General features: G+C 46.0%; 17 protein-coding genes. 10 read left to right on the forward strand and 7 right to left on the reverse strand.

The window, feature by feature from the left end:
- Positions 1-85: 85 nt before the first annotated feature.
- The 4 genes from J2T16_RS00620 to J2T16_RS00635 all read left to right on the forward strand — a co-directional run bounded on the left by J2T16_RS00620 (position 86) and on the right by J2T16_RS00635 (position 5,204).
- A complete protein-coding gene (locus J2T16_RS00620; protein ID WP_090917058.1) occupies positions 86-403 on the forward strand; it encodes an ArsR/SmtB family transcription factor in 318 nt (105 codons plus the stop codon).
- Positions 396-2,876: an FAD-dependent oxidoreductase gene (locus J2T16_RS00625; protein ID WP_308723377.1), complete on the forward strand. Its 2,481-nt coding sequence runs from the start codon at positions 396-398 to the stop codon at positions 2,874-2,876. Before J2T16_RS00620 ends, J2T16_RS00625 begins: the two co-directional genes overlap by 8 nt.
- A 367-nt stretch (positions 2,877-3,243) precedes the next feature.
- On the forward strand, positions 3,244-3,690 hold the full coding sequence (locus tag J2T16_RS00630; RefSeq protein WP_253493588.1) for a MarR family winged helix-turn-helix transcriptional regulator: 447 nt from the start codon (positions 3,244-3,246) through the stop codon (positions 3,688-3,690).
- Complete coding sequence (locus J2T16_RS00635; protein ID WP_253493590.1) at positions 3,687-5,204, forward strand: DHA2 family efflux MFS transporter permease subunit; 1,518 nt, start codon at positions 3,687-3,689, stop codon at positions 5,202-5,204. The genes J2T16_RS00630 and J2T16_RS00635 overlap by 4 nt, the downstream gene beginning before the upstream one ends.
- Before the next feature lie 141 nt (positions 5,205-5,345).
- Here the strand turns inward: J2T16_RS00635 and J2T16_RS00640 are convergent, their stop codons facing one another.
- The 3 genes from J2T16_RS00640 to J2T16_RS00650 all read right to left on the reverse strand — a co-directional run bounded on the left by J2T16_RS00640 (position 5,346) and on the right by J2T16_RS00650 (position 7,465).
- Complete coding sequence (locus J2T16_RS00640; protein WP_154983637.1) at positions 5,346-5,702, reverse strand: MGMT family protein; 357 nt, start codon at positions 5,700-5,702, stop codon at positions 5,346-5,348.
- A 165-nt stretch (positions 5,703-5,867) separates the two neighbouring features.
- The gene (locus tag J2T16_RS00645) at positions 5,868-6,599 is read right to left on the reverse strand and encodes an RluA family pseudouridine synthase (protein WP_253493594.1); all 732 of its coding nucleotides are present in this window, start codon (positions 6,597-6,599) and stop codon (positions 5,868-5,870) included.
- Between the two features lie 2 nt (positions 6,600-6,601).
- Positions 6,602-7,465 (reverse strand): class I SAM-dependent methyltransferase, encoded by an 864-nt coding sequence (locus J2T16_RS00650; protein WP_090917045.1) that lies wholly within the window; start codon positions 7,463-7,465, stop codon positions 6,602-6,604.
- Positions 7,466-7,722: 257 nt separating this feature from the next.
- Between J2T16_RS00650 and J2T16_RS00655 the strand changes: the two genes are divergently transcribed.
- From J2T16_RS00655 to J2T16_RS00665, 3 genes are read left to right on the forward strand one after another with little or no spacing between them, the layout of a single operon-like run.
- The gene (locus J2T16_RS00655) at positions 7,723-8,175 is read left to right on the forward strand and encodes a flavodoxin (RefSeq protein ID WP_221788235.1); all 453 of its coding nucleotides are present in this window, start codon (positions 7,723-7,725) and stop codon (positions 8,173-8,175) included.
- Positions 8,124-8,987 (forward strand): hypothetical protein, encoded by an 864-nt coding sequence (locus J2T16_RS00660; RefSeq protein ID WP_253493596.1) that lies wholly within the window; start codon positions 8,124-8,126, stop codon positions 8,985-8,987. Before J2T16_RS00655 ends, J2T16_RS00660 begins: the two co-directional genes overlap by 52 nt.
- 45 nt (positions 8,988-9,032) lie before the next feature.
- Positions 9,033-9,599 carry a nitroreductase family protein gene (locus J2T16_RS00665; protein ID WP_499017462.1) on the forward strand — a complete coding sequence of 189 codons (567 nt, stop codon included), beginning with the start codon at positions 9,033-9,035 and terminating at the stop codon, positions 9,597-9,599.
- 63 nt (positions 9,600-9,662) lie between these two features.
- On the opposite strand, the gene J2T16_RS00670 is transcribed toward J2T16_RS00665, so the two are convergent.
- Both J2T16_RS00670 and J2T16_RS00675 read right to left on the reverse strand, forming a co-directional pair.
- Positions 9,663-11,120, reverse strand: coding sequence for a 4-hydroxyphenylacetate 3-hydroxylase family protein (locus tag J2T16_RS00670; protein ID WP_154983632.1), 1,458 nt, complete (start codon positions 11,118-11,120; stop codon positions 9,663-9,665).
- Between the two features lie 193 nt (positions 11,121-11,313).
- A complete protein-coding gene (locus J2T16_RS00675) occupies positions 11,314-11,466 on the reverse strand; it encodes a DUF1540 domain-containing protein (RefSeq protein WP_090917035.1) in 153 nt (50 codons plus the stop codon).
- A 362-nt stretch (positions 11,467-11,828) separates the two neighbouring features.
- On the opposite strand from J2T16_RS00675, the gene J2T16_RS00680 reads away from it, so the two are divergent.
- Positions 11,829-12,641, forward strand: a complete 813-nt coding sequence (locus J2T16_RS00680) for an AAA family ATPase (RefSeq protein WP_499017464.1) — start codon at positions 11,829-11,831, stop codon at positions 12,639-12,641.
- A gap of 71 nt (positions 12,642-12,712) precedes the next feature.
- Here the strand turns inward: J2T16_RS00680 and J2T16_RS00685 are convergent, their stop codons facing one another.
- Together J2T16_RS00685 and J2T16_RS00690 are read right to left on the reverse strand one after the other, a co-directional pair.
- Positions 12,713-14,191 carry a HAMP domain-containing sensor histidine kinase gene (locus tag J2T16_RS00685; RefSeq protein ID WP_464677533.1) on the reverse strand — a complete coding sequence of 493 codons (1,479 nt, stop codon included), beginning with the start codon at positions 14,189-14,191 and terminating at the stop codon, positions 12,713-12,715.
- Complete coding sequence (locus tag J2T16_RS00690) at positions 14,176-14,862, reverse strand: response regulator transcription factor (RefSeq protein ID WP_090917028.1); 687 nt, start codon at positions 14,860-14,862, stop codon at positions 14,176-14,178. Before J2T16_RS00690 ends, J2T16_RS00685 begins: the two co-directional genes overlap by 16 nt.
- Before the next feature lie 192 nt (positions 14,863-15,054).
- On the opposite strand from J2T16_RS00690, the gene J2T16_RS00695 reads away from it, so the two are divergent.
- Positions 15,055-15,774, forward strand: coding sequence for a YceI family protein (locus J2T16_RS00695; RefSeq protein WP_154890564.1), 720 nt, complete (start codon positions 15,055-15,057; stop codon positions 15,772-15,774).
- Between the two features lie 351 nt (positions 15,775-16,125).
- Complete coding sequence (locus J2T16_RS00700) at positions 16,126-20,499, forward strand: glycosyl hydrolase 53 family protein (RefSeq protein ID WP_499017468.1); 4,374 nt, start codon at positions 16,126-16,128, stop codon at positions 20,497-20,499.
- The last annotated feature ends 92 nt before the right edge of the window (positions 20,500-20,591 follow it).

Here is a 20,591-nt window from a genome sequence, read left to right on the forward strand (position 1 = left end):
TTGAGTATGGTTTGTAAAGAATACACATTGACAACTAAATCATTATATCGTAATATTACGTTATAACGTTTGAGGAGGAATCATTTTGGAGTTGCCTGCGTTCGATCGGAATCAATTAAAACAGTTTGACGAGCCAGCAGAGTTTCTTAAAGCGCTGTCTCATCCCGTACGTTTATGTATCGTCCGTGGTTTGATGCGCAAAAAAAAATGTAATGTTTCATATATGCAGGAATGTCTGGATCTCCCGCAGTCGACGGTGTCACAGCATCTGCAGAAGCTTCGCAGTGCGGGTATTGTTGCTACAGAGCGAAATGGCCTTGAAGTCAATTACGTACTGGCTGACTCACGCGCGGAGCAGTTAGTCATGATTTTATTTAAAGAGGATGGTTGCGAAGATGAATAAACCTAAAAAAGTGTTAATCGTGGGGGGCGTAGCAGGCGGTGCATCTGCTGCTGCACGCCTCCGTCGTCTGGACGAACATGCCGAGATTATTATGTTTGAAAAAGGCCCATATATCTCATTTGCCAATTGCGGATTGCCTTATTACATTGGAGGTACGATTGAAGAACGGGGGCGATTGCTCGTACAGACACCGAAGGGGATGGAGGATCGTTTCAATATCGATGTTCGTACACAAAGCGAGGTTATCGCTGTTGATCCAAGTAAACGAACCGTGCAGGTACGTAGTGCCGAGCGTGGTTTATACGAGGAAAACTATGATGAATTAATTTTGTCACCTGGTGCTCGTCCACTTGTGCCCGATCTGCCCGGCAAAGAGAATCCATTGATATATACCGTGAGGAACATTCCTGATATTGATCGAATCAAAGAACAGATAAGTTCTGATAACAACAGTACTTCGATTGTCATTGGCGGTGGGTTTATCGGTGTAGAGATGGCTGAAAATTTGAAGGAAGCTGGACTGGATGTAACTTTGATTGAGGGGAATGATCAGCTGTTAACCCCGTTTGATCCGGAATTGGCAGCTATGCTAGCTCAAGAGATGGAGCAAAATGGAGTAAAGCTTTTATTTTCACAGCGGGTTCAAGGCTTCCGTACGTTAGATCAAGGTATTGGTGTGGAATTGTCCGATGGCAAGATATTATCTGCAGATATGGTCATTCTGGCCATTGGGGTTATACCCGACACCTCATTTTTGCAGGACAGTGGTCTAGCTCTTGGTTCACGCGGACACATCATAGTTAATGACAAAATGGAGAGCAGTGTTCCGCATATTTATGCCGTGGGCGATGCCATCGAAGTGAAGGATTACATTCATGGCACGCAGACAGCAATTCCCCTTGCCGGTCCTGCCAACAAACAGGGACGGATCGTAGCGGATCAGATTGCCGGTCTTCCCACCACCTATAAAGGCACTCAGGGTACATCGATTATCAAAGTGTTTGGTTTGACAGGGGCATCTACGGGCACTAATGAAAAAACGCTGAAACGAATGCAAAAAGACTATCGAAGTGTTATCGTACACCCTGCATCTCATGCTTCCTATTATCCTGGTTCTAGTGCAGTTACGTTGAAATTACTCTTTGCTCCGGATGGGAAGATTCTAGGTGCACAAGCTGTGGGCTACGAAGGTGTGGACAAACGAATTGATGATATTGCAGTGGCGATTCACTTCGGGGGAAATGTACGAGATCTTACGGAACTGGAACTCAGTTATGCACCGCCATACTCTTCTGCAAAAGACCCGGTTAATATGGTCGGATATGCTGCCGAGAACATCTTGGACGAACGAGTGCATTCCTACACGTATGATCAACTTGCAGAACGTGACCCTGCCCAGTCCGTATTAGTGGATGTTCGGAGTGATCTGGAACACCGTAACGGTAACATTCCCGGGTCTCTATCCATTCCGGTGGATGAGCTTCGTCAGCGGCTTGGAGAGCTGGATGTAACCAAAGAAATCTGGGTTTATTGTCAGGTTGGACTTCGTGGTTATACCGCTACACAAATTCTACGTCAGCATGGCTATCAGGTGAAGAATTTAAGCGGGGGTTACAAGACGTATCGTCAGGCACAATTCAAACCTGCAGGCGTAGAACCCCAAAAAGAGCAAGGGAGAATTTTGATGAATGGGAATGCAAATGAAAACAAAGGATCAGGAGAAGATGCATCTAGGGAGCTCCATATTGATAATGAACTGAATGTATGTGGTTTGAGTTGCCCTGGCCCGCTAATCGAGGTTAAACAAAAAATGGATCAGTTGGCAGACGGACAGACCCTACGGGTCAAAGCTTCAGATCCAGGATTTTATGAGGATGTGAAGGCTTGGGCAACCATGTCGGGGTCTGACGTACTCAAGCTGGAGCGGGATAAGGGCGGGGTAATCGAGGCCGTTCTGGCCAAGAATACTTCGCCTGTCACAAGCGGTTCAATGCAACTTGAAAAAGCAAGTACAATGGTCGTATTCAGTGGTGAACTCGATAAGGCCATCGCCTCCTTCATTATTGCTAATGGAGCAGCAGCCAGTGGGCGGAAAGTTACGATGTTTTTCACCTTCTGGGGCTTAAACATGATTCGTAAACAAGAGATGCAGCAGGCACCTGTCAAAACAGGCATGGCCCGTATGTTTGATCTGATGTTGCCGAGCAACAGTCTGAAGCTGGGACTCTCCAAGATGAATATGTTTGGTGCAGGACCGAAAATGATTCGAGGGTTAATGAAAAAAAATAACGTAGCTTCGCTGGAACAACTCATGCAATCGGCTATCGCTCAAGGGGTTGAGATCGTAGCTTGTCAGATGTCGATGGATCTGATGGGCATACAACGTGAGGAATTGATCGATCAGGCTGTCATTGGCGGTGTGGGTTATTATCTCGGACAAGCGGATCATGCAAATCATAATTTGTTTATCTAGAGCGTGTATATTAACCAAAAGCTAAAACTGATCTTATGTTCAAACTTATTAACCGTATCAAACCTCTATTTCACCTAAAGTGGAATGGAGGTTTTTTTTATTTTACATGATGACAAGAACATCAACATCGAAGGTCTACACTACGGTGCATAATCTTATCACTCAGGGAAAAGCTACAACCAAACTGATTAGCTGCTATTGGGCTTGCTTATATAATGTATATATCAAATATAATATGTCTTAATATTATTTTCTTAAAATCATATGTAAAGAGTTGACTATGTAAATATTTTTGTTATAATAAGTAATTGTTCCCCTGATATTTCGTGTACGAAATATTATATTCCATAAGTAAAAGGATGAAACAATGACGGATACGTACGAGGTATTTTACATTATCAACTCATTTCGACAAGTGAATCAGATGCTTTTCCGGGCATTCTGGAATGAAAACAAGGAGATCGAGCTCACTTCGATCCAGTTTATGGTGTTATCCATCCTTAAGGAGCGACCTGCAATTGGCATTAACGAGATTGCTGATCTGTGCCATATGGGTAGTAGTTCGATGAGCGCTGTAGTAGAACGTCTCGTGAAAGGCGAGTACATCGTACGGACACGATCTGATGCAGATCGCCGTTCTGTGGTACTACAGATTACAGCCAAAGGGGAAAAGGCTCAACAGGAGACACAACAGCTCTGGATGGAGCGTGTATCACCTATACTGGATATTTCGAAGGAAGATCTAGAGCACCTGCTTCGCATTCATAGTCTGATGATTGAAAAGTTACAAGGAAGAGAGATGAACAACTTATGAGCACAACAACTGCTACAGCTCCGTCCTCTGCGATGGACAACATCAAGAAAGGCCCCATTGTAGCGGCCTTGTTAATTGGTGCCTTTGTGGCATTTTTGAACCAGACCCTGATGAACGTGGCTCTTCCTAAAATTATGGAGGATCTCGGCATCGGGCCGAACAAAGCCCAGTGGCTTACGACGGGTTACATGCTTGTCAACGGGGTGTTAATCCCGGTTACGGCATACTTGATTGCCAAATTTTCAACACGGCAAATTTTTATAACAGCTATGACCTTATTTACGATCGGTACGCTAGTCTGCGGACTAAGTCCGAACTTCTCGATTCTTATGGTGGGTCGTGTTATTCAAGCCGCGGGTGCCGGTATTCTGATGCCGCTGATGACCGTGGTATTTCTGACGATTTTCCCGATTGAGAAGCGTGGGCAGGCGATGGGAACGATGGGGATAGCCATGATTCTCGCACCAGCAATTGGTCCTACGTTGTCCGGTTATATCGTTGAGCACTATTCCTGGAGATTGTTATTCTACATCATTCTGCCATTCTCCGTGATCGCAACAGCGATTGGTATTGCATTTGTCAAAAACGTAACACGTCAGTCCAAGCCGAAACTGGACTCTGTTGGCGTAATTCTATCCACACTCGGATTCGGTAGCTTGCTGTATGGTTTCAGTGATGCGGGTACAGACGGATGGGGAAGTGCTGTTGTCATCAGCTGCCTCGTCGTTGGTGTCATTTCCCTGATTCTGTTTGTTATTCGTCAGTTGACGACCGATCATCCGCTTTTGGAGTTCCGTATTTTCAAATACAACATGTATACCTTAACAACCATTATTAATATGCTTGTTACGATGGCTATGTTTGCAGGCATGATCTTGCTCCCAATCTTTCTGCAAAATATCCGTGGGTTCTCACCGATTGAATCCGGCTTGCTCATGATGCCAGGTGCCATCCTAATGGGAATTATGTCTCCGATTACAGGTCGCATCTTCGATAAAGTCGGTGCACGCTGGCTCTCCGTTACGGGTCTGGCTATTACAGCGGTTACCACATGGGGACTCAGCCGTTTGGCCATTGACACCACGTATGGATATATGATGTTTATCTACACTGCTCGTATGTTTGGTATGTCGATGCTGATGATGCCGATTCAGACGGCTGGTCTGAATCAGTTGCCTCAACGACTTAATGCTCATGGTACAGCGATGTCGAACACACTGCGTACAGTGGCAGGTGCGATTGGTACAGCGATTCTCGTAACGATCATGAGTAGCAAGCTCAAGTCGCATCTGGCGGAAACGATGGCTACGGGTACAATTGACCCGAACAACAAAACAGCGGTGCTGGCTGCTACAGCAGATGCAACCATCTATGGTGTCAACTATGCCTTTACGGTAGCCACCTTTATGACAATTGCAGCGCTGATTATGGCTTTCTTCATTCAGAAAACCAAACCAGCTACCGAACCGGTAAACGCAGAGAAAGAAAAAGCCAAAAAAGTAGCAACAGCTTAAAATTAGACTTGAAATCTATAACGAATAAATAAGAAAAGAGAACTCTCAGGCTGCCAGTAGGACACATCTTCTACGGCAACGAGAGCTCTCTTTTTTTGTTTTACAGATGACATATCACTAAGCAAACGAAAGAATATACTGTCATTCATTTTCATCTTTAATTGAAGTCACATCATGCAGTAACCAATCTGGATCAGGTTCATAACCGAAACGTTGGAGATCGATGCTCCCATCCAGCTGGAATTCCACACCTTCACTGACAAGCTCGGTTTCCTGCATCATGCGTGATGCTTCATCGGTTATGGCAATTTGTCCTTTCGCATTGACGACCCGATGCCAGGGTAAGCGTTCCTTCCGGCTCATAGAGTGCAGAATACGAACGACCTGTCTTGCCGCCCTTGGGCTTCCAGCGCAGGCTGCAATCTGTCCATACGTCATTACCTTTCCTTCAGGGATCGCAGCAATAATGGCGACAACCTGCTGTGTGAACGGGGTCATGAATATCGGCTCCTGTCTTAGAAGATTAAATATTGAACGCAGATAGAAGGAGTTGTTATATGATTTTTCGATTAAAAAAGTGTCGCCCGGATGTAGCATCCGAACGACACGTTACAGGTGCAGAAAGCTACTGCTTCTAGTTGATCCAATCTGCTTATATGCAGTTTATATCTTCAATGTGAAAGCTTTTTCGTATATATCCATAGGCCATTCAGCCCAAGGAAATTCTCGCGCAGGCAGGGACTGTAGCACAACTTCCTCTTTGGTGACAGGATGGGGGAGTGCAGCAATGACAGACCATAACGCGATCTGTTGCCCCGGTTTGTTTATTTTGGCGCCATATTTCTGATCTCCGAATAGTGGACAGCCGGCTTCTTTCATCTGCACACGTATCTGATGGGAGCGACCTGTATGAAGCTCGATATGCACAAGGCTGTAACGATCGGTTTCTCCGACGACCTCGTAGTCTAGAACCGCATCTTTACCGCCAGGCGTACCTTTGGGTACAGCGGTTACGGTGTTTGTTTTGCTGTCTTTTAGCAGGGTGTGCTTCAACGTGCCCTGACGTGCTGGCAACTTGCCATGAACAACAGCTGCATAGATTTTACGGAAATGACGTCCACGCACGGTTTCGGACAATCGGGAAGCTGCTTTGGAGGTTTTGGCAAAGATCATGGCACCTCCAACCGGGCGATCCAGGCGATGCACCAGTCCCAGATATACATTGCCAGGTTTATTATAACGTTCTTTCAGATCCTGTTTGAGTAAAGTGAGCAGATCCGGATCACCGGAAGCATCTTCCTGCGTCGGGACATTCACCGGTTTTGTGATGCCTAACAGATGATTATCCTCATACAGAATCTCGATATCTCCAGTTTTTTGCACATCATGAGACATAATCAGGACTCCCAGCGGCCCAAAATACCGCAAGGCAGATCGAGACCGCTGCGTGTAATCGGCAATCCGATTTCTCCGGCAGTAATCTCTCCACCATACTTGGCAGACATCGTCATCGTCAGCATGTTTCGTAATACCGTTGAAGAGATACCTGTGGTATAAGAGTTCACTAGCATAAACAACGGATTATCCGAAAGAATCGTCATACAGGATTTCAGGAAAGGATAGAGGTTTTCCTCCAGTTTCCATGTTTCACCGTTCGGGCCACGTCCATAAGAAGGAGGGTCCATAATAATCGCATCGTATTTGTTACCACGGCGCTGTTCGCGCTGTACAAATTTGAACACATCATCGGTGATGAAACGAACAGGTCGATCAGCAAGTCCGGACAATTGCACATTTTCTTTCGCCCATTGGACCATACCTTTCGCTGCATCACAGTGTACAACAGAAGCGCCAGCGTACGCGGCTGCTACGGTTGCTCCGCCAGTGTAGGCAAATAGATTCAAGACAGAGATGGGGCGTCCTGCATTCGAAATTTTATCCATCATCCAGCTCCAGTTGGCAGCTTGCTCCGGGAACAAGCCGGTGTGTTTGAAGCTTGTCGGTTTAATATGGAATTTCAGGTTTTCATATCCGATCGTCCAGCGTTCAGGAATGGGCTTTTTCATATCCCAGTTTCCGCCGCCAGAAGAGCTGCGGTGATAGTGACCGTGAGCTTGGCGCCATTCATGGGTTTCTTGTTCAAGTGGCCAGATGATCTGTGGGTCAGGTCTGCGCAAGATGACATCTCCCCAGCGTTCGAGCTTCTCGCCGCCTCCTGTATCAATTACTTCATAGTCTTTCCAGTTCTTAGCTACGTACATAGTGGTTTATCCATCCTTCAAAATTCATTTGGATACTATTGTACAACAAAAAAGGGGCTGTACGCCAGTTAGCCTCAGGGGATTAAGGCAATGTGCAGACGAATTTCGACATATCATAAAATGAAGATCTGAATAAAATTAATTTGACAATGATAATCATTATCACTTATGATTTTGATATTGCAATATGCAATCGACGCGAAACGTAATTTAAGGAAATTCAATCCATATAACGAAACCAAAGTGAGGGACAATAGATGGCTAAATGGTTAGTGGCGTACGCCAGTATGACAGGCAACACAGAAGAGATTGCGGAACTCATTGTGGAAGGCATTACAGCAAGTGGTCATGAAGCTGACTTGAAATCCGTAACCGACTTTAATGCCGCAGAAGTTTTGAATTATGAGGGCTTTATGATTGGTGTGTACACATGGGGAGATGGTGAACTGCCGGATGAATTTCTGGACTTCTATGAAGAACTGGATGAGCTTGATTTGCATGGAAAGAGAGCGGCTGTCTTCGGAAGCGGAGATACGTCCTATGAACAATTTTGCGGAGCAGTTGATCTAACAGCGGAGAAGCTGAAGGAACGTGGGGCGGAAGTATCACCAGAGATGTTGAAAATTGAATACAGTCCGCTGGAGCAGGAAAAAGAATCATGCCGGGATTTCGGCAGACGTTTTGTTACTGCTGGTGCGGAGATATCCTGATCGAAATGTTACAGCGTGATGCCTATACAGCAAAGGCTCAGGGGAGCGATGGGCTCCCTGAACGTTTGCTTGAGGACTATAAGCTGGAAGAGATGTTGCGTAGCCCGCACCGGTTTATCCGCCCTGAACCTTCGGCTGAGCAACGTCCAGCGCTACAATGGAGACATCGTGTGCAATATGCGGTGAGCCATGCCATTAATCATTTTTACAGTGTGGACCCTGACGTACGCAAAGAAATTCCGATTCAATATGTACTCGAAAAATGGTGGCCTAGAAAAGCGGACGGTTTTGATTCCGTTCTACATTACTGGGATGTAAAGCACAAAATGATTGATGAACTGTCCCTGGCCATTGCAGCGAATGATGACTTGAAGCGGCCTGCGATCTTGTTTGAACAATGGAAAACAGAAGTACCTTCTTTACAGATGTCTTTATCCGTCATCTTTCAGGCGGCTTGGCAGCCGGAAGGCTGGGATGCACTGCTTGTTCAGAAATATATGGTGGTCCATGATGCCAACGTTGTGGAAGCCTTTCAACATATGGTCAGTGTGTTTTGCTGGGAAGCATTTGGCAAGTTGCCAGGTATGATTGAAATTTACTGTCTGCTGGAAGGGCGGAAGATCAGGTACATACCAGGTCGCCAATCATTACAGCGTTCGATGGATTATATCCGTCTTGTTCGGGATAGCATTCCCAAAGCCGAGAAGCAAGAATCAGAGCACTTTACCTCAAAGGATAAGATCCGTGTGCATGAAGAAGTGGACCGTTGGAGAACGGAAGGGACGAAGCCACAAAAAACATGGTTGATGTGACACTCGAAGCTGTTGATAACACTTATTTCGGAGGAGGGAGTACAGGTGACGACGTTATTCAGGCAAGATATCGGTAATGGAAAAAGAAGAGCAGGAACATGTGAGTTCAGCTCCATGCCTGTACCTCAAGCTGTCATAAGAAAGTTGCTGGATGAAGCTGATCCATCATTATATGTTATGAGTTCAGCGCCCTGGCGTTTTATGCTGTTTTCCGGTGAAGGGCGACAGCTCTATATGGAAGCTGTCAGACAGAGCTATCCGCCTCATCTTGCAGATTCTCACGGGAGCTGGGCTGCGTATCAATACACCGAAGCGATCCCAGCTCATTTGGTGGTGGTTGCCCCCGGCAATTCTCCAGAGGATCATGTTTTGCCTGCGAAGGCATGGAGCAAACGATTCTCTATTCTGGCTGCTGAACAGGGGGTACACGCCGTCTGGAAGATGAATGATTATCAGCAACATCCCGTATTCATGAACTTGATGGGACTTACATCGAGCGAAAGGGTGCTTGGTGTATTTCACATCGGTTACGGTGAGCAGTGTGGATTACCCAGTGTGGCAAGAGGTAGACCAGCTTCAGAACTCATGACGGTATATGACCATTTGGTGTGAAGGGCAACGAGCCTAACAGCTGCGTTGCCGGGGTGCGCTTACGGATATTTGATTCAGTGAATGTTACCGTGCAAGGTTTCCGAGGAACTGACGAACACGTTCTCGCTGAGAATGATCTTGAGAACTGGCTTTATATAAGCGATTTGAAACGGTAATGTTGTTACCAAAGAAAAATCGTTCAAACTGAGTCTGTCTGCCTCCAAATGAACCTGCACCAAGTTCCCAGATCAGGCGAAACAGTGCGTTTCGTTCTTTGGATTCCATGTCGGAGCCTTTGAGGTAGACGTTTAAAGAGTCAGCTGTTCCGGACTGGAAATCCTCTTCCTGAGGAACCATGATCATGCCGCTGGAACTGAGCAACTGCAATATCTCGATCATTTCAGGATACAGTTTCGGATAGAGAAGATTGGCAGCCATAAGCGGTTTAGGCGCTGGCAGGATATATCCTCGTCCGTCCGGTATTGCGCCTGCCTCAGCAGCTAGAGCAAGTGCTTTTAAGGATTCAAGACCTGCGAGAGCACGTGCAGTTTTTTCTAAAACATGCGCCTCGTTCGACAGATCAAGCGTATCGGTTAATAGTTGAATGGTGCCGAGCATAAATTCGGTTTTGGCAATATAACGACATAACACCTGATGCCCCGCATGGATATGGAAGTTACTGCCGCTGAAAAGAGTCGAAGACATCTGCTCATGACCTGCAAAAAAAATGCGGTTATGCGGCACAAGCACGTGGTCAAAGATGACGATATTGTCCATTTCCTCATATCTGGAGCTTAAGGGGTAATTGTAGTTGGATTCAGCTGCATACGTATCTCGGCAAATCAGAGTGATGCCAGGCAGATCATTAGGAACTGCAAACGAAAAAGCAAATGGATTTTCATCATCAAAAGGTGCAGGAGAAGGTGATGGATAGACAAAAATTTCATCTGAAGTAGCAGCCTGTGTGGCCATCATAAATGCACCGTTTATAATGAGTCCTTCATCAGTCCGATCAACAACCTTGGCAGCGATGGCATCTTCAGTAGCATCCATCTGTCCTGAAATTTTACTGGCATGTGGCTGAATAAAGGCATGGGATAGTGTGATGTCATGATCACGACAATAGGCGTAGTAATTTCTCAGATTTTCAGCATATTGTGGAGAGAGATCGTTCAATAAGTCGGCAGCGGTAAAAAACGCCATCATCGCTGTGTTCATGTAATCGGGTGAGCGTCCCAGAAAACCGTGATGAGTCTGAGCCCATATCGTCATCGCTTCACGGCGTTTGCGGAGATCGTTGACGCTGGTTGGAGGCAGGAAGGACATTCCTACAGGCTTTCCATCGGTAGGAGAAGGATACGTCATAAGTTCTGTAAGCTGCGGGTCATACTGCAGGTCGTACATATTCATTTGAGTTTTCATCAAACCGGAGAAGGCGATGTGCTCGGAGCGTTTAGCAGTAAGCAGTTCTCCTTTATACCAGCAGGGTACGGTCTGGGCGTTAATTCGTTCACAATACTGCATGCCGGTTTTAGCGGGCATAGTTCTTCACCTCTTGGTCATGGTTCATGAGCACATTTATTTCTATCCTATACTACGTGAAGCTGTTGTCTAATGTGCTACGGACCTTGGGGTGAAAAATTTGCATCGAGGGCTTGATAATAATTATCATTCTTGCTACAATAAACAAAGAAAAAGGAACCCGAGTGGGCTCCTTGGAATGAAACAGATCTTTTTATTTAACTTCAAACGTTTTGCAGTCTGTTTCAGCAGACTCGCTTGCTTCTTTGGAAGCGTGGCTCACGATGTAGATGGAAGAAGCATTACATTTGTTTTCTTGAGCCCAGTGACGACAGGAGTTTACTTCACACAATACGTCTTTTGCCATGATTGTTAACCTCACTTTTAGTTGGATTTACATTCGTTGGTATAAAGATCCGGATTCGCAAGTTGCCGCTTGAGAATCTGGAACCATTTTCACGCTCTCATGAATTTGGAGGGCTTTTTTGTGTTATACACAACGATGCACTTTCAGAATAGCAAATTTTGCTTTCCCATGCAACTGAATGGCGGCTCAGGAGACATACGGATGCAGATCAGGAGTCTAATCTTTGCAAAGAGGCATCTGTATGTTATTATTTAATAGTAATAATTACGATTAATTAGCAAGCAGTCCGCAACAACAAAATCTTTAACAATAAATAACGACGATACGAATGACTATCTTTTTTGAAGGAGCTACATATACACATGAGTAAAATGAATCACGCAAACCGCATCCCTCGTGCAAAAGGAATCGATATGGCGGCATTCTTCACGCCGAAGGAATGTAAACGAAAAGCACAACATATTGTCTTCTCGGCGGAAAATGAACGCATTGTCGAAGAGTTCATTACGATTCTTGGCATGAAAGAAAAGTTCAGGGAACATGATGTATCCATCCCTAATAAAATGGTCATGTTTGGCCCTCCCGGCACAGGGAAAACGTTAACCGCGTCATATCTGGCTCAGAGATTGGAACTGCCTCTTGTACTGGTCAGGCTGGATGCCCTTATTCACAGCCACTTGGGAGAAACGGGAAGTAACGTACGCAAGTTGTTTGAATATGCTCGCCTTAATCCTTGCGTATTGTTTCTTGATGAATTTGATGCCATTGGCCGAACAAGGGAAAGTAACGACGAGGTAAAAGAGATGGCCAGGGTGGTAAATACCCTTTTGCAATGTTTGGATGAATTCGAAGGGGACAGCATTCTGGTTGCTGCCACGAATCTGGAGACACAGCTTGATCATGCGATCTGGCGCCGATTTGATACCAAGATGACGTACGCGATGCCAGATGAAGATAGCCGCAGACTGTACATTAGCAAACTGGTTGGAACGTTTGAACAGGAGCACAAGCTGGAGGATTATATTTGTGAACGTCTGGCTGGCTGCAGCTATGCGGATGTGGAGCAGATTGTGTTAAAAGCAAAGCGTAAAGCTATTATTGGAAGCAGTGCTCTGCACAGGCAGTTGATCTCTGATGCGTACGAGGAATACAGACCCCGAGTGCTACAAGGGTAGAGGTGAAGTCAGTACCTCGGCGAATAATGAAAGCCCGGCTTCCTTTTTGTAAGGAATACCGGGCCTTTTTATTACAATGCTGATTTGGCTTTGACAGGTGAACGATAGGTTTTCTCTGGAATAGATGTTTCCTGCTGAGCAATCCAGCGTGGCAAGCTTAATCTAAACGTACTTCCATCTGGACTGCTGGAAACGAGGGTTAACGTACCACCTTGCTCCTGTGCAAGAAGACGGCTGTATGTTAAACCGAGACCCAAGCCACGATTACGGCGTTTTTTCAACTCTCCCCGATAGAATCGTTCGAATATGTTATGCTGATCCTCTATGGAAATTCCCGTGCCGTTGTCCTGCACATCGACATGTAACATGTCTTCCTCTACGCTTAAATGCATCTGGAAGAGGGCTTGTTGGCCAGGTATTGTGGCATGCAGTCCATTGTTAAGCAAATTTACAATAATCTGCTGGATCCGGAGCGCATCACCCATCACGTATAGTGCGTCTGACGGCGCATGAAGCTGAACTTCTGGCATATGTTCCTCATAGGCAATTTTCCATTGGTAAATGATCTCGCCAACAAGCAACTTCAGGTCGGTACGTTCCTTCCGAACAGCAACACTTCCAGCGGTCATGGCATTATAATCCAGTAGATCCGCAATCATTCGTTCCATGCGTTCAGATTCTTTCAGAGCAATATCCAGAAACTCTTTGCCTTCCTGCGGACTGACGACATCGTCGCGAACAGCCATCACCAATCCTTTGATCGAGGTGACAGGCGTTTTTAGCTCATGACTAACGCCTGCGAGAGAAAGTGCACGCCATTCTTCGAGTTGACGCAGACGGGTTGCCATATCCCCAAAAGAACCTACAAGTTCGTTCATTTCCCGTTCACGTGTTTTAATATCTAGGTTTACATCATAATTTCCACCTCGGATCTGTTCTGCCGCGTAAGCGACCTGACGAATCGGTCTAGATAGTTTGCTCGACAGGAGATAAATCGTGAACCAGCCGCAGAGAATAAGGCCTCCAAAAATCAATGCGACGAGCCAGACCGTTTCAGGACCGAAGGTGATAGATTGTTTGGATTGCATGACCCATACTTTGCCAATCGTTTGATTCCCGTCAGCAATATCTACCGTTACACCAGCATACTTGCTGTTACGCGGTTCAAGAAAATCATCGGACAGTCGGTAATAAACATCCTCTTGTTGCATTTTTGGCTGGGAGAAAATCAGTTTGTTGTTATTGTCGAGCACCATGACGCAAAAATAGTTATCGGTATTAAACAGCTTCTCCCGGCTGCTTACGATCGTATTCAGATCAGGTGGTACCTGAAGCTTATGATCCTTCACTGCTACTCGATCAGCAATCTCCCAACCGAGTAGCTCAGCCGTTTTCAAACTTTTCTCAATCGATGTTGTTCGTATCCAGTACAGCGCACCCGCGGCAATCACGGAGAAGCCGATACATAAAATCAGAAAGTAACGTAGTGTCCAATGTGACAAAATCGATGTTGTTCGTTTGGGTTTGGTTGATGTTAGTTGGCGATCCAAAATTGATACCCCATTCCTCGCAACGTCCGGATTTCTCCTGTGTCTGTTGTCCAGTGAGAGAGTGCCTGACGCAGTCGTTTGATCGATAGATCTACAGCACGATCACTGCCTTCATAATCGAGTCCCCAGACTTGTTCAATCAGATGATCTCTAGTGAATGTGCGGTTGGGATACTCGGATAGAAAAATCAGTAGAGACAGGTCACGTGGTGTAAGTGCGACCTCCGCACCGTTCAGTAGCACTTGCTTAGCCGCAAGGTCAATGACCAGATTGCCAAAAGAACGTTTGTCCTGCCCTCCGGAAGTCCAGTGCGGGTTCCGCCGCAGTACAGCGTTCACGCGTGCAACCACTTCTTCAGGTACAAACGGTTTGCTCATATAATCGTCAGCACCGGCATTCAGACCGTTAAGCCGATCTGTAATATCGTCCAGTGCAGTTAACATAATGACGGGACAAGCACTCTTTTCCCGAATAATTCGTAACAGATCCCATCCATCCATTCCGGGTAGCATAACATCGAGTAATACGATAGAAGGATTTTCGGAATCAAAAAGGGTTAAAGCAGTCTTGCCATCCGCTGCATGATGAACTTCAAATTCAGCTTTTCTCAGATAAGCAGCCAGAACGCGTGCGATTGCTTGCTCATCCTCTACGATGAGTACAGATTTCAAACAGGGTGTTCTCCTTTCACAGACAAGCTTGTGTACTGATTTTACATGAGGCGGGACATAAAGCCAATCCTGTTTTCACATTTTGAAAAAAAATGAAAAAGAATTTCATCTTGACTTCTTCCTGACACATTGGACTGTTACTATCCATATCAAGAGGTAACGAAACCATACTGTACTGGAGGAATAATAGAGATGAGTAAAAAGGCCAAAACGTGGATTATTACAGGGGTAGCAGCAGTAGCCATTATTGGTGGGGGCGGTTATTACTTTGCAAATAGTTACTTGGGTAACAATGTTGAGATTGAACAGGTGCTTCCGGCAAACGCGGCTGCATCCACTACAGCTGCAGATAGCGGCACGGGCAAAGCAGTGGAAAATAAAAAGGTTGGAGCAGACCAGCTGAACGGAGACTGGAATATCAGTCAGGGGTCGAAAGTATATTTCTCAGTAACCACTTCACAAGAAACCGTAAATTTTGTGGACGAGCAGGTTAGCGGGAAATGGACGATTAATGTGAATGACCCGGCCCAGTCGAAAGCAGAAGGAACAATCGAGGTAAACGGCATTGATTCCGGTAATGGACAGCGCGACGAGCATGTGAAAAGTGCAGACTTCTTCGATATGGCTAAACATCCGCAAGCAACATTCAAAGCCACTTCATTTGAAGGTATGCCTTCCGAATGGACAGAAGGACAGACGGCTGATTTGAAAATGAAAGGCACACTTACCGTAAGAGGTATTGAAAAGGAAGTTACGTTTGACGCTAAAGCGGCTTATCAAAATAATGAAGTGCTGCTGTCCGGCACAACGATGGTTACATTTGAAGATTTTGGCATGAAAAATCCACACTCGGTTGTACTTTCTACTGAAAATGATATCCAGGTTCGTCTTGAATTGAAGCTGGCGAAATAATAGATGGATTTAAACTATTCTATTGAAATATTCTAGTAAACAATTCTATTAAACGATTTTAATATAGTAAGCCACTAAATCTGTTGTGTTCCGCCTCCGGGCGGGCAAACAGATTTTTTGCTTTTGGTAAGCTTTTGCCGGAAAAAGAATACACATGTTCATCTCCCTGAGGCTGGAAAATAAGGATTACGCTAGGCTGGATTATGTTTAGAAAAGTCGACATTGTTAAAATAACTGCTGTTTCCTTTGCATAATGCCGTGTTGCTAAGGATCATGAAGCGCTTACAATGGGGAGGATTCATGACATTCATTGATCCAAGCACAAACAAACACAAGAAGGGGAGATCAAGGGTGAACAAAAGGTACATAAGCGGCTGTCTTGTTTTGTTGTTGTTATTCTGTGATCTGGGTCTGATCGCCAGGCCCGCAGAGGCGGCAAAAAATAATATCGCGCTGAACAAAACGGTAACGGTGAGTTCGGATGAAAAAAGATGGGGAGGCGATAAAACGCATCTGGTAGATGGGGATGCGAGCACCTATTGGAGTACAGAAACGGGAGTAACTGCTGAAAAACCGGAGTGGGTCATCATAGATCTGGGTGAAACGTACAATCTATCCGGAGCGGAAATAACATGGAGAGACAGTACGGTAGTGAAGTATACGGTTGAAACGTCTGCTGACCAGCAGCATTGGTCTACCGTTACGGATCAAAGTGATAATGCAGATGCGAAACAGATTGCTGATCTGACATTTCAACAAAATAATGTACGATACATTAAGCTCAACATAGCCTTTTATAAAGAGGGCGGAGCGTGGCCACAAATATTGGAGTTTAAAGTGTGGGGAGAATCGGAGGGCATGGAACCGGCTAATATTACCCATTTTGATTCCGTTCAAGTGAGCACACTTCCACGAAGTGCGCCGGTTCTGCCGGCAGAAGTCAAAGCCAATTTTACGAATAATAAGTCGGGTCTCGTTCCTGTCACATGGGACAGCATTGATCCAACGAAATATGAAAAAACAGGTTCATTCTCTGTCACGGGTGCCGTATATGGTACGAATCTTAAACCCGAAGCAACAGTTGCTGTACAAGGTTATCGTTCCGATTATGTGAGGGGCGTCGATATTTCCACACTCACGGCTATCGAGGATAAAGGTGGAAAATACCTGGATATCAACGGCACCGAGCGGGACTTGCTTGATATTCTCAAAGATCGAGGTGTCAATTATGTACGTCTGCGGTTGTGGAATGACCCACAAAAATCAGGCGGCTATAACGATAAAGCTGACGTCATCACCATGGCCGTACGCGCGAAGCAAAAAGGGTTAAAGGTGCTGCTGGATTTCCATTACTCCGATGAGTGGGCACACCCGGGTCAACAGCTCAGACCGAAAGCGTGGGAAAAGTTAAGTTTCGAAGAGCTTAAGCAAGCGGTGTATGATTATACGGTTGAAGTCGTTGGGGATCTGAAGAAGGCAGGAGCCATGCCGGATATGGTGCAGATTGGTAACGAGATCAACAGTGGTCTCCTCAATGGACTAAGCAGCGATGTGAATTTTGAGGAAAATGCAGCTTTGCTGAAGCAGGGAATCAACGGGGTTCGCGCAGTTGAAGGAAACGTTAATGCAGCTGATCGGGCGAAGATCATGATTCATCTGGCTGAAGGTGGCAAGGCAGAGACATTCAAATGGTATTTTGAGGAGTTGAAAAAACAAGGACTGGGCTCCGATTATGACATCATTGGACTATCCTATTATCCGTTCTGGCACGGGACATTTGCCGATGTGCAGAAAACGATGAACGAAGTTTCAGCAGCCTTTGGGAAAGATGTCATTATAGCTGAAACGTCTTATCCGTTCACTTATAAAAACGGGGACGCGCATGGAAATATTATCGGTTCGGATCAAGCGCTCTTTCATGGTGGAGCCACATTCCCGGCAACAGTGCAAGGTCAATACGATGCCATCGCTGGCATCATGGATTTGATTGCCAATGTACCGAATAATCGCGGTGCAGGTTTCTTTTACTGGGAGCCGGCATGGATTCCGGCAGATGTAGGCTGGATTGCATCCGAAGGCGATGCGTGGGAGAACCAGGGCATGTTTGATTACGATGAGTATCCAGCGAATGGCGGGCATTCTTATGAAGGAAGAGCGTTATGGTCACTCGATGTGTACAAAAGAGGAATGGAACAGATGCCGACAGATCGGCAGCAGCTCGCAGCGGCACTGACACGAGCAAACTCGCTTGTAGAAAGTGATTTTACACCAGAAAGCTGGGGCAGTCTGGCTCCTGCAATTGTTGAAGCTAAAGGGGTATACGCCAAAGCGTATACGTCAGGTGGTGTGAGTCAAGAGGAAACCGATGCTGCATCAGCATCTTTGGAAAATGTGATGTTACAGCTTGGCGTGATTACACCAGAACTGGAGCCACTTCAAGCGGCAATTGCAGAAGCAGAGAAGATTCAACGGAATAACTGGTCGGATGCAACATGGAGCGTATTCAGTAAAGCACTGGAACATGCAAAATCCGTTGTGGCTAACTCACGAGCTACTCAGACTGATGTAAATAAAGCGGTAGAGCGTCTCGAAGCAGCCATTAAGGGCTTGTCTGACGTGGATAAAACAGAACTGCACCAGTACATTCAGCTCATGCAGCTGGAAAATGAATCTTCATATACACACCGCAGCTGGTCAGTTCTACAGCAAGCTTTACAGGCTGCTATTCAGGTGAGAGACCAAGCAGATGCGATGCAATCTCAGGTGAATGCAGCACTGGATACATTAAAACAAGCTTTTACAAATCTGGTTAAACTAGAAGCCTTGACCACGGGTAAAACCGCTACTGCATATAGTAGTGCTGGAAATGGAGGCGGTAAAGACAACGCCCCGTCAGGTGCAATTGATGATAATCCAAATACGTCATGGGGAACGGATCAGGGCCCGGGTAACGATACTTGGTGGAAGGTGGACTTGGGACAGGTTGCCAATCTTCGGAAAATTGAAATGTCGATGTGGAGCGGTGGGATCAAATACAGAATAGATGTCTCCGATGATAATGAGCATTTCAAGACCGTAGTGGATACAACCAGTGATGTTGTCGTATCGACATCCCCAAGTCATGTTCTCCCCGAGGGAACAGATGGGCGTTATATTCGTGTAACCATTACAGCTGGTCCGACATGGGTTGGATTCATGGAATTTGAGGCATATGGCACAATTCCGGGTGACAGGACCGTATTGAAATCAACCGTTGCATCTGCGGAAGCATTGAAACAAACGGATTACACGGCCTCAAGCTGGAGTGTGTTCAGTAAAGCGTTGGGGCAAGCGCAGCAGTTGGTTCTGGATGCGGAAGCTACAGAAGAAGAGCTCACCATTGCGGAACAACTTCTGAAGGAAGCCATGGCACAATTGGCACGTCAGACGACAAATCCGGGCACAGGACAGCCATCTCAGCCTAGTAATCCGTCCGGGTCATCGGCACCTTCAACAAGTACGGACAACCCATCAACAACTTCTCAGCCAACACCTGGTAGCGAAACTGCGAGCGGTTCTATTATTGTAAAAGGAACAGCAACTGGAGATGGCACATATGCGGTGCGTCCAAGTACAGCGGAGCTTGCTCAGGCCTTGAAATCAATGGACACAGGAAAACGTACATTGAAGCTGGTGGCCGATGTACCAGACAGTTCCAAAACAGTGAAGTTCCAAGTACCAGCAGGTCAGCTCTCTTCATGGGTTCGTTCAGAGGAAGTGCAGTCTATTGAGGTGGTTGCAGGCAAAACGACAGTTCGGATCCCGCTTCGGTCCCTGCCCCTCACGATTGCCGAGAACACAGGTGCGTTTGACGTTATCGTTGCGGAAGGCTCAGCTGCGCAAGTGAACGATACCCAGCGAGCCAATATGGGCAATCATCCTGTAGTTGATGTGCAGATGCTGCTCAATAACAAGTCAATCCAGTGGGCTGACAAGACGGTTGAAGTGCTTTTGTCCGATGTGCAACCTGTCAAAGCAGGTCACACGGTCATGGTTGTCAACTCCATCTCAACAAACGGTGAACTCCATCCTGTGACGTATACGAAGTATGAGCAGACCACAGCTACGATGGCATTCAAGCCGTCTAAGCCTGGAAGTTACGTTATAACCAATATTGAAGTGCCGTTAACCGACTTGCAGCAACACGCCTGGGCAATTCAAGAGGTTCAACATCTCTATAGCAAAGGCATCATCGCGGGAATGAGTGACACACGTTTTGAACCGCAGGGTGAACTCACCCGTGCCCAATTTTTACAGATGCTCGTTAAAGGGATTGGCAAAACAAATCTCACTGATTCTTCGGCTACCCAACTACCGACAGACGTCAAGTCAGATCAATGGTATGCGGATGCGGTTCGCGCAGGTCTTGCAATGAACATTATTCAGGGCAGAGCGGACGGAACATTCGGTGCGAATGATCTCATTTCCCGGCAGGATATGGGTGTTATGCTACATCGAGCGATGGAAGCAGCAGAACGTAATAACAACTCTGCTACTGTAAACACGGGTCAGATGAAGTTCAGAGATCAAGCAGATATTGCCGATTATGCCAAAGACGCCGTGGCATTCATGTCGCATCTCGGTGTGCTAAACGGCTTGCCTGATAACACATTTGCTCCCAAGCAAACCGCTAATCGTGCGCAAGGCGCCGTTGCAGTAGCGAGATTGATGGAACAGCTGTATTAGAAACGGTAACTTGATTTAATGGAAAGTAAATAACATGTAGACAAGAAAGAGGTCGAATCCAAGATTCGGTCTCTTTTTTCGTGCGGAATTTG

The sequence above is a fragment of the Paenibacillus intestini genome, from assembly GCF_030803945.1.
Taxonomy (GTDB): domain Bacteria; phylum Bacillota; class Bacilli; order Paenibacillales; family Paenibacillaceae; genus Paenibacillus; species Paenibacillus polysaccharolyticus.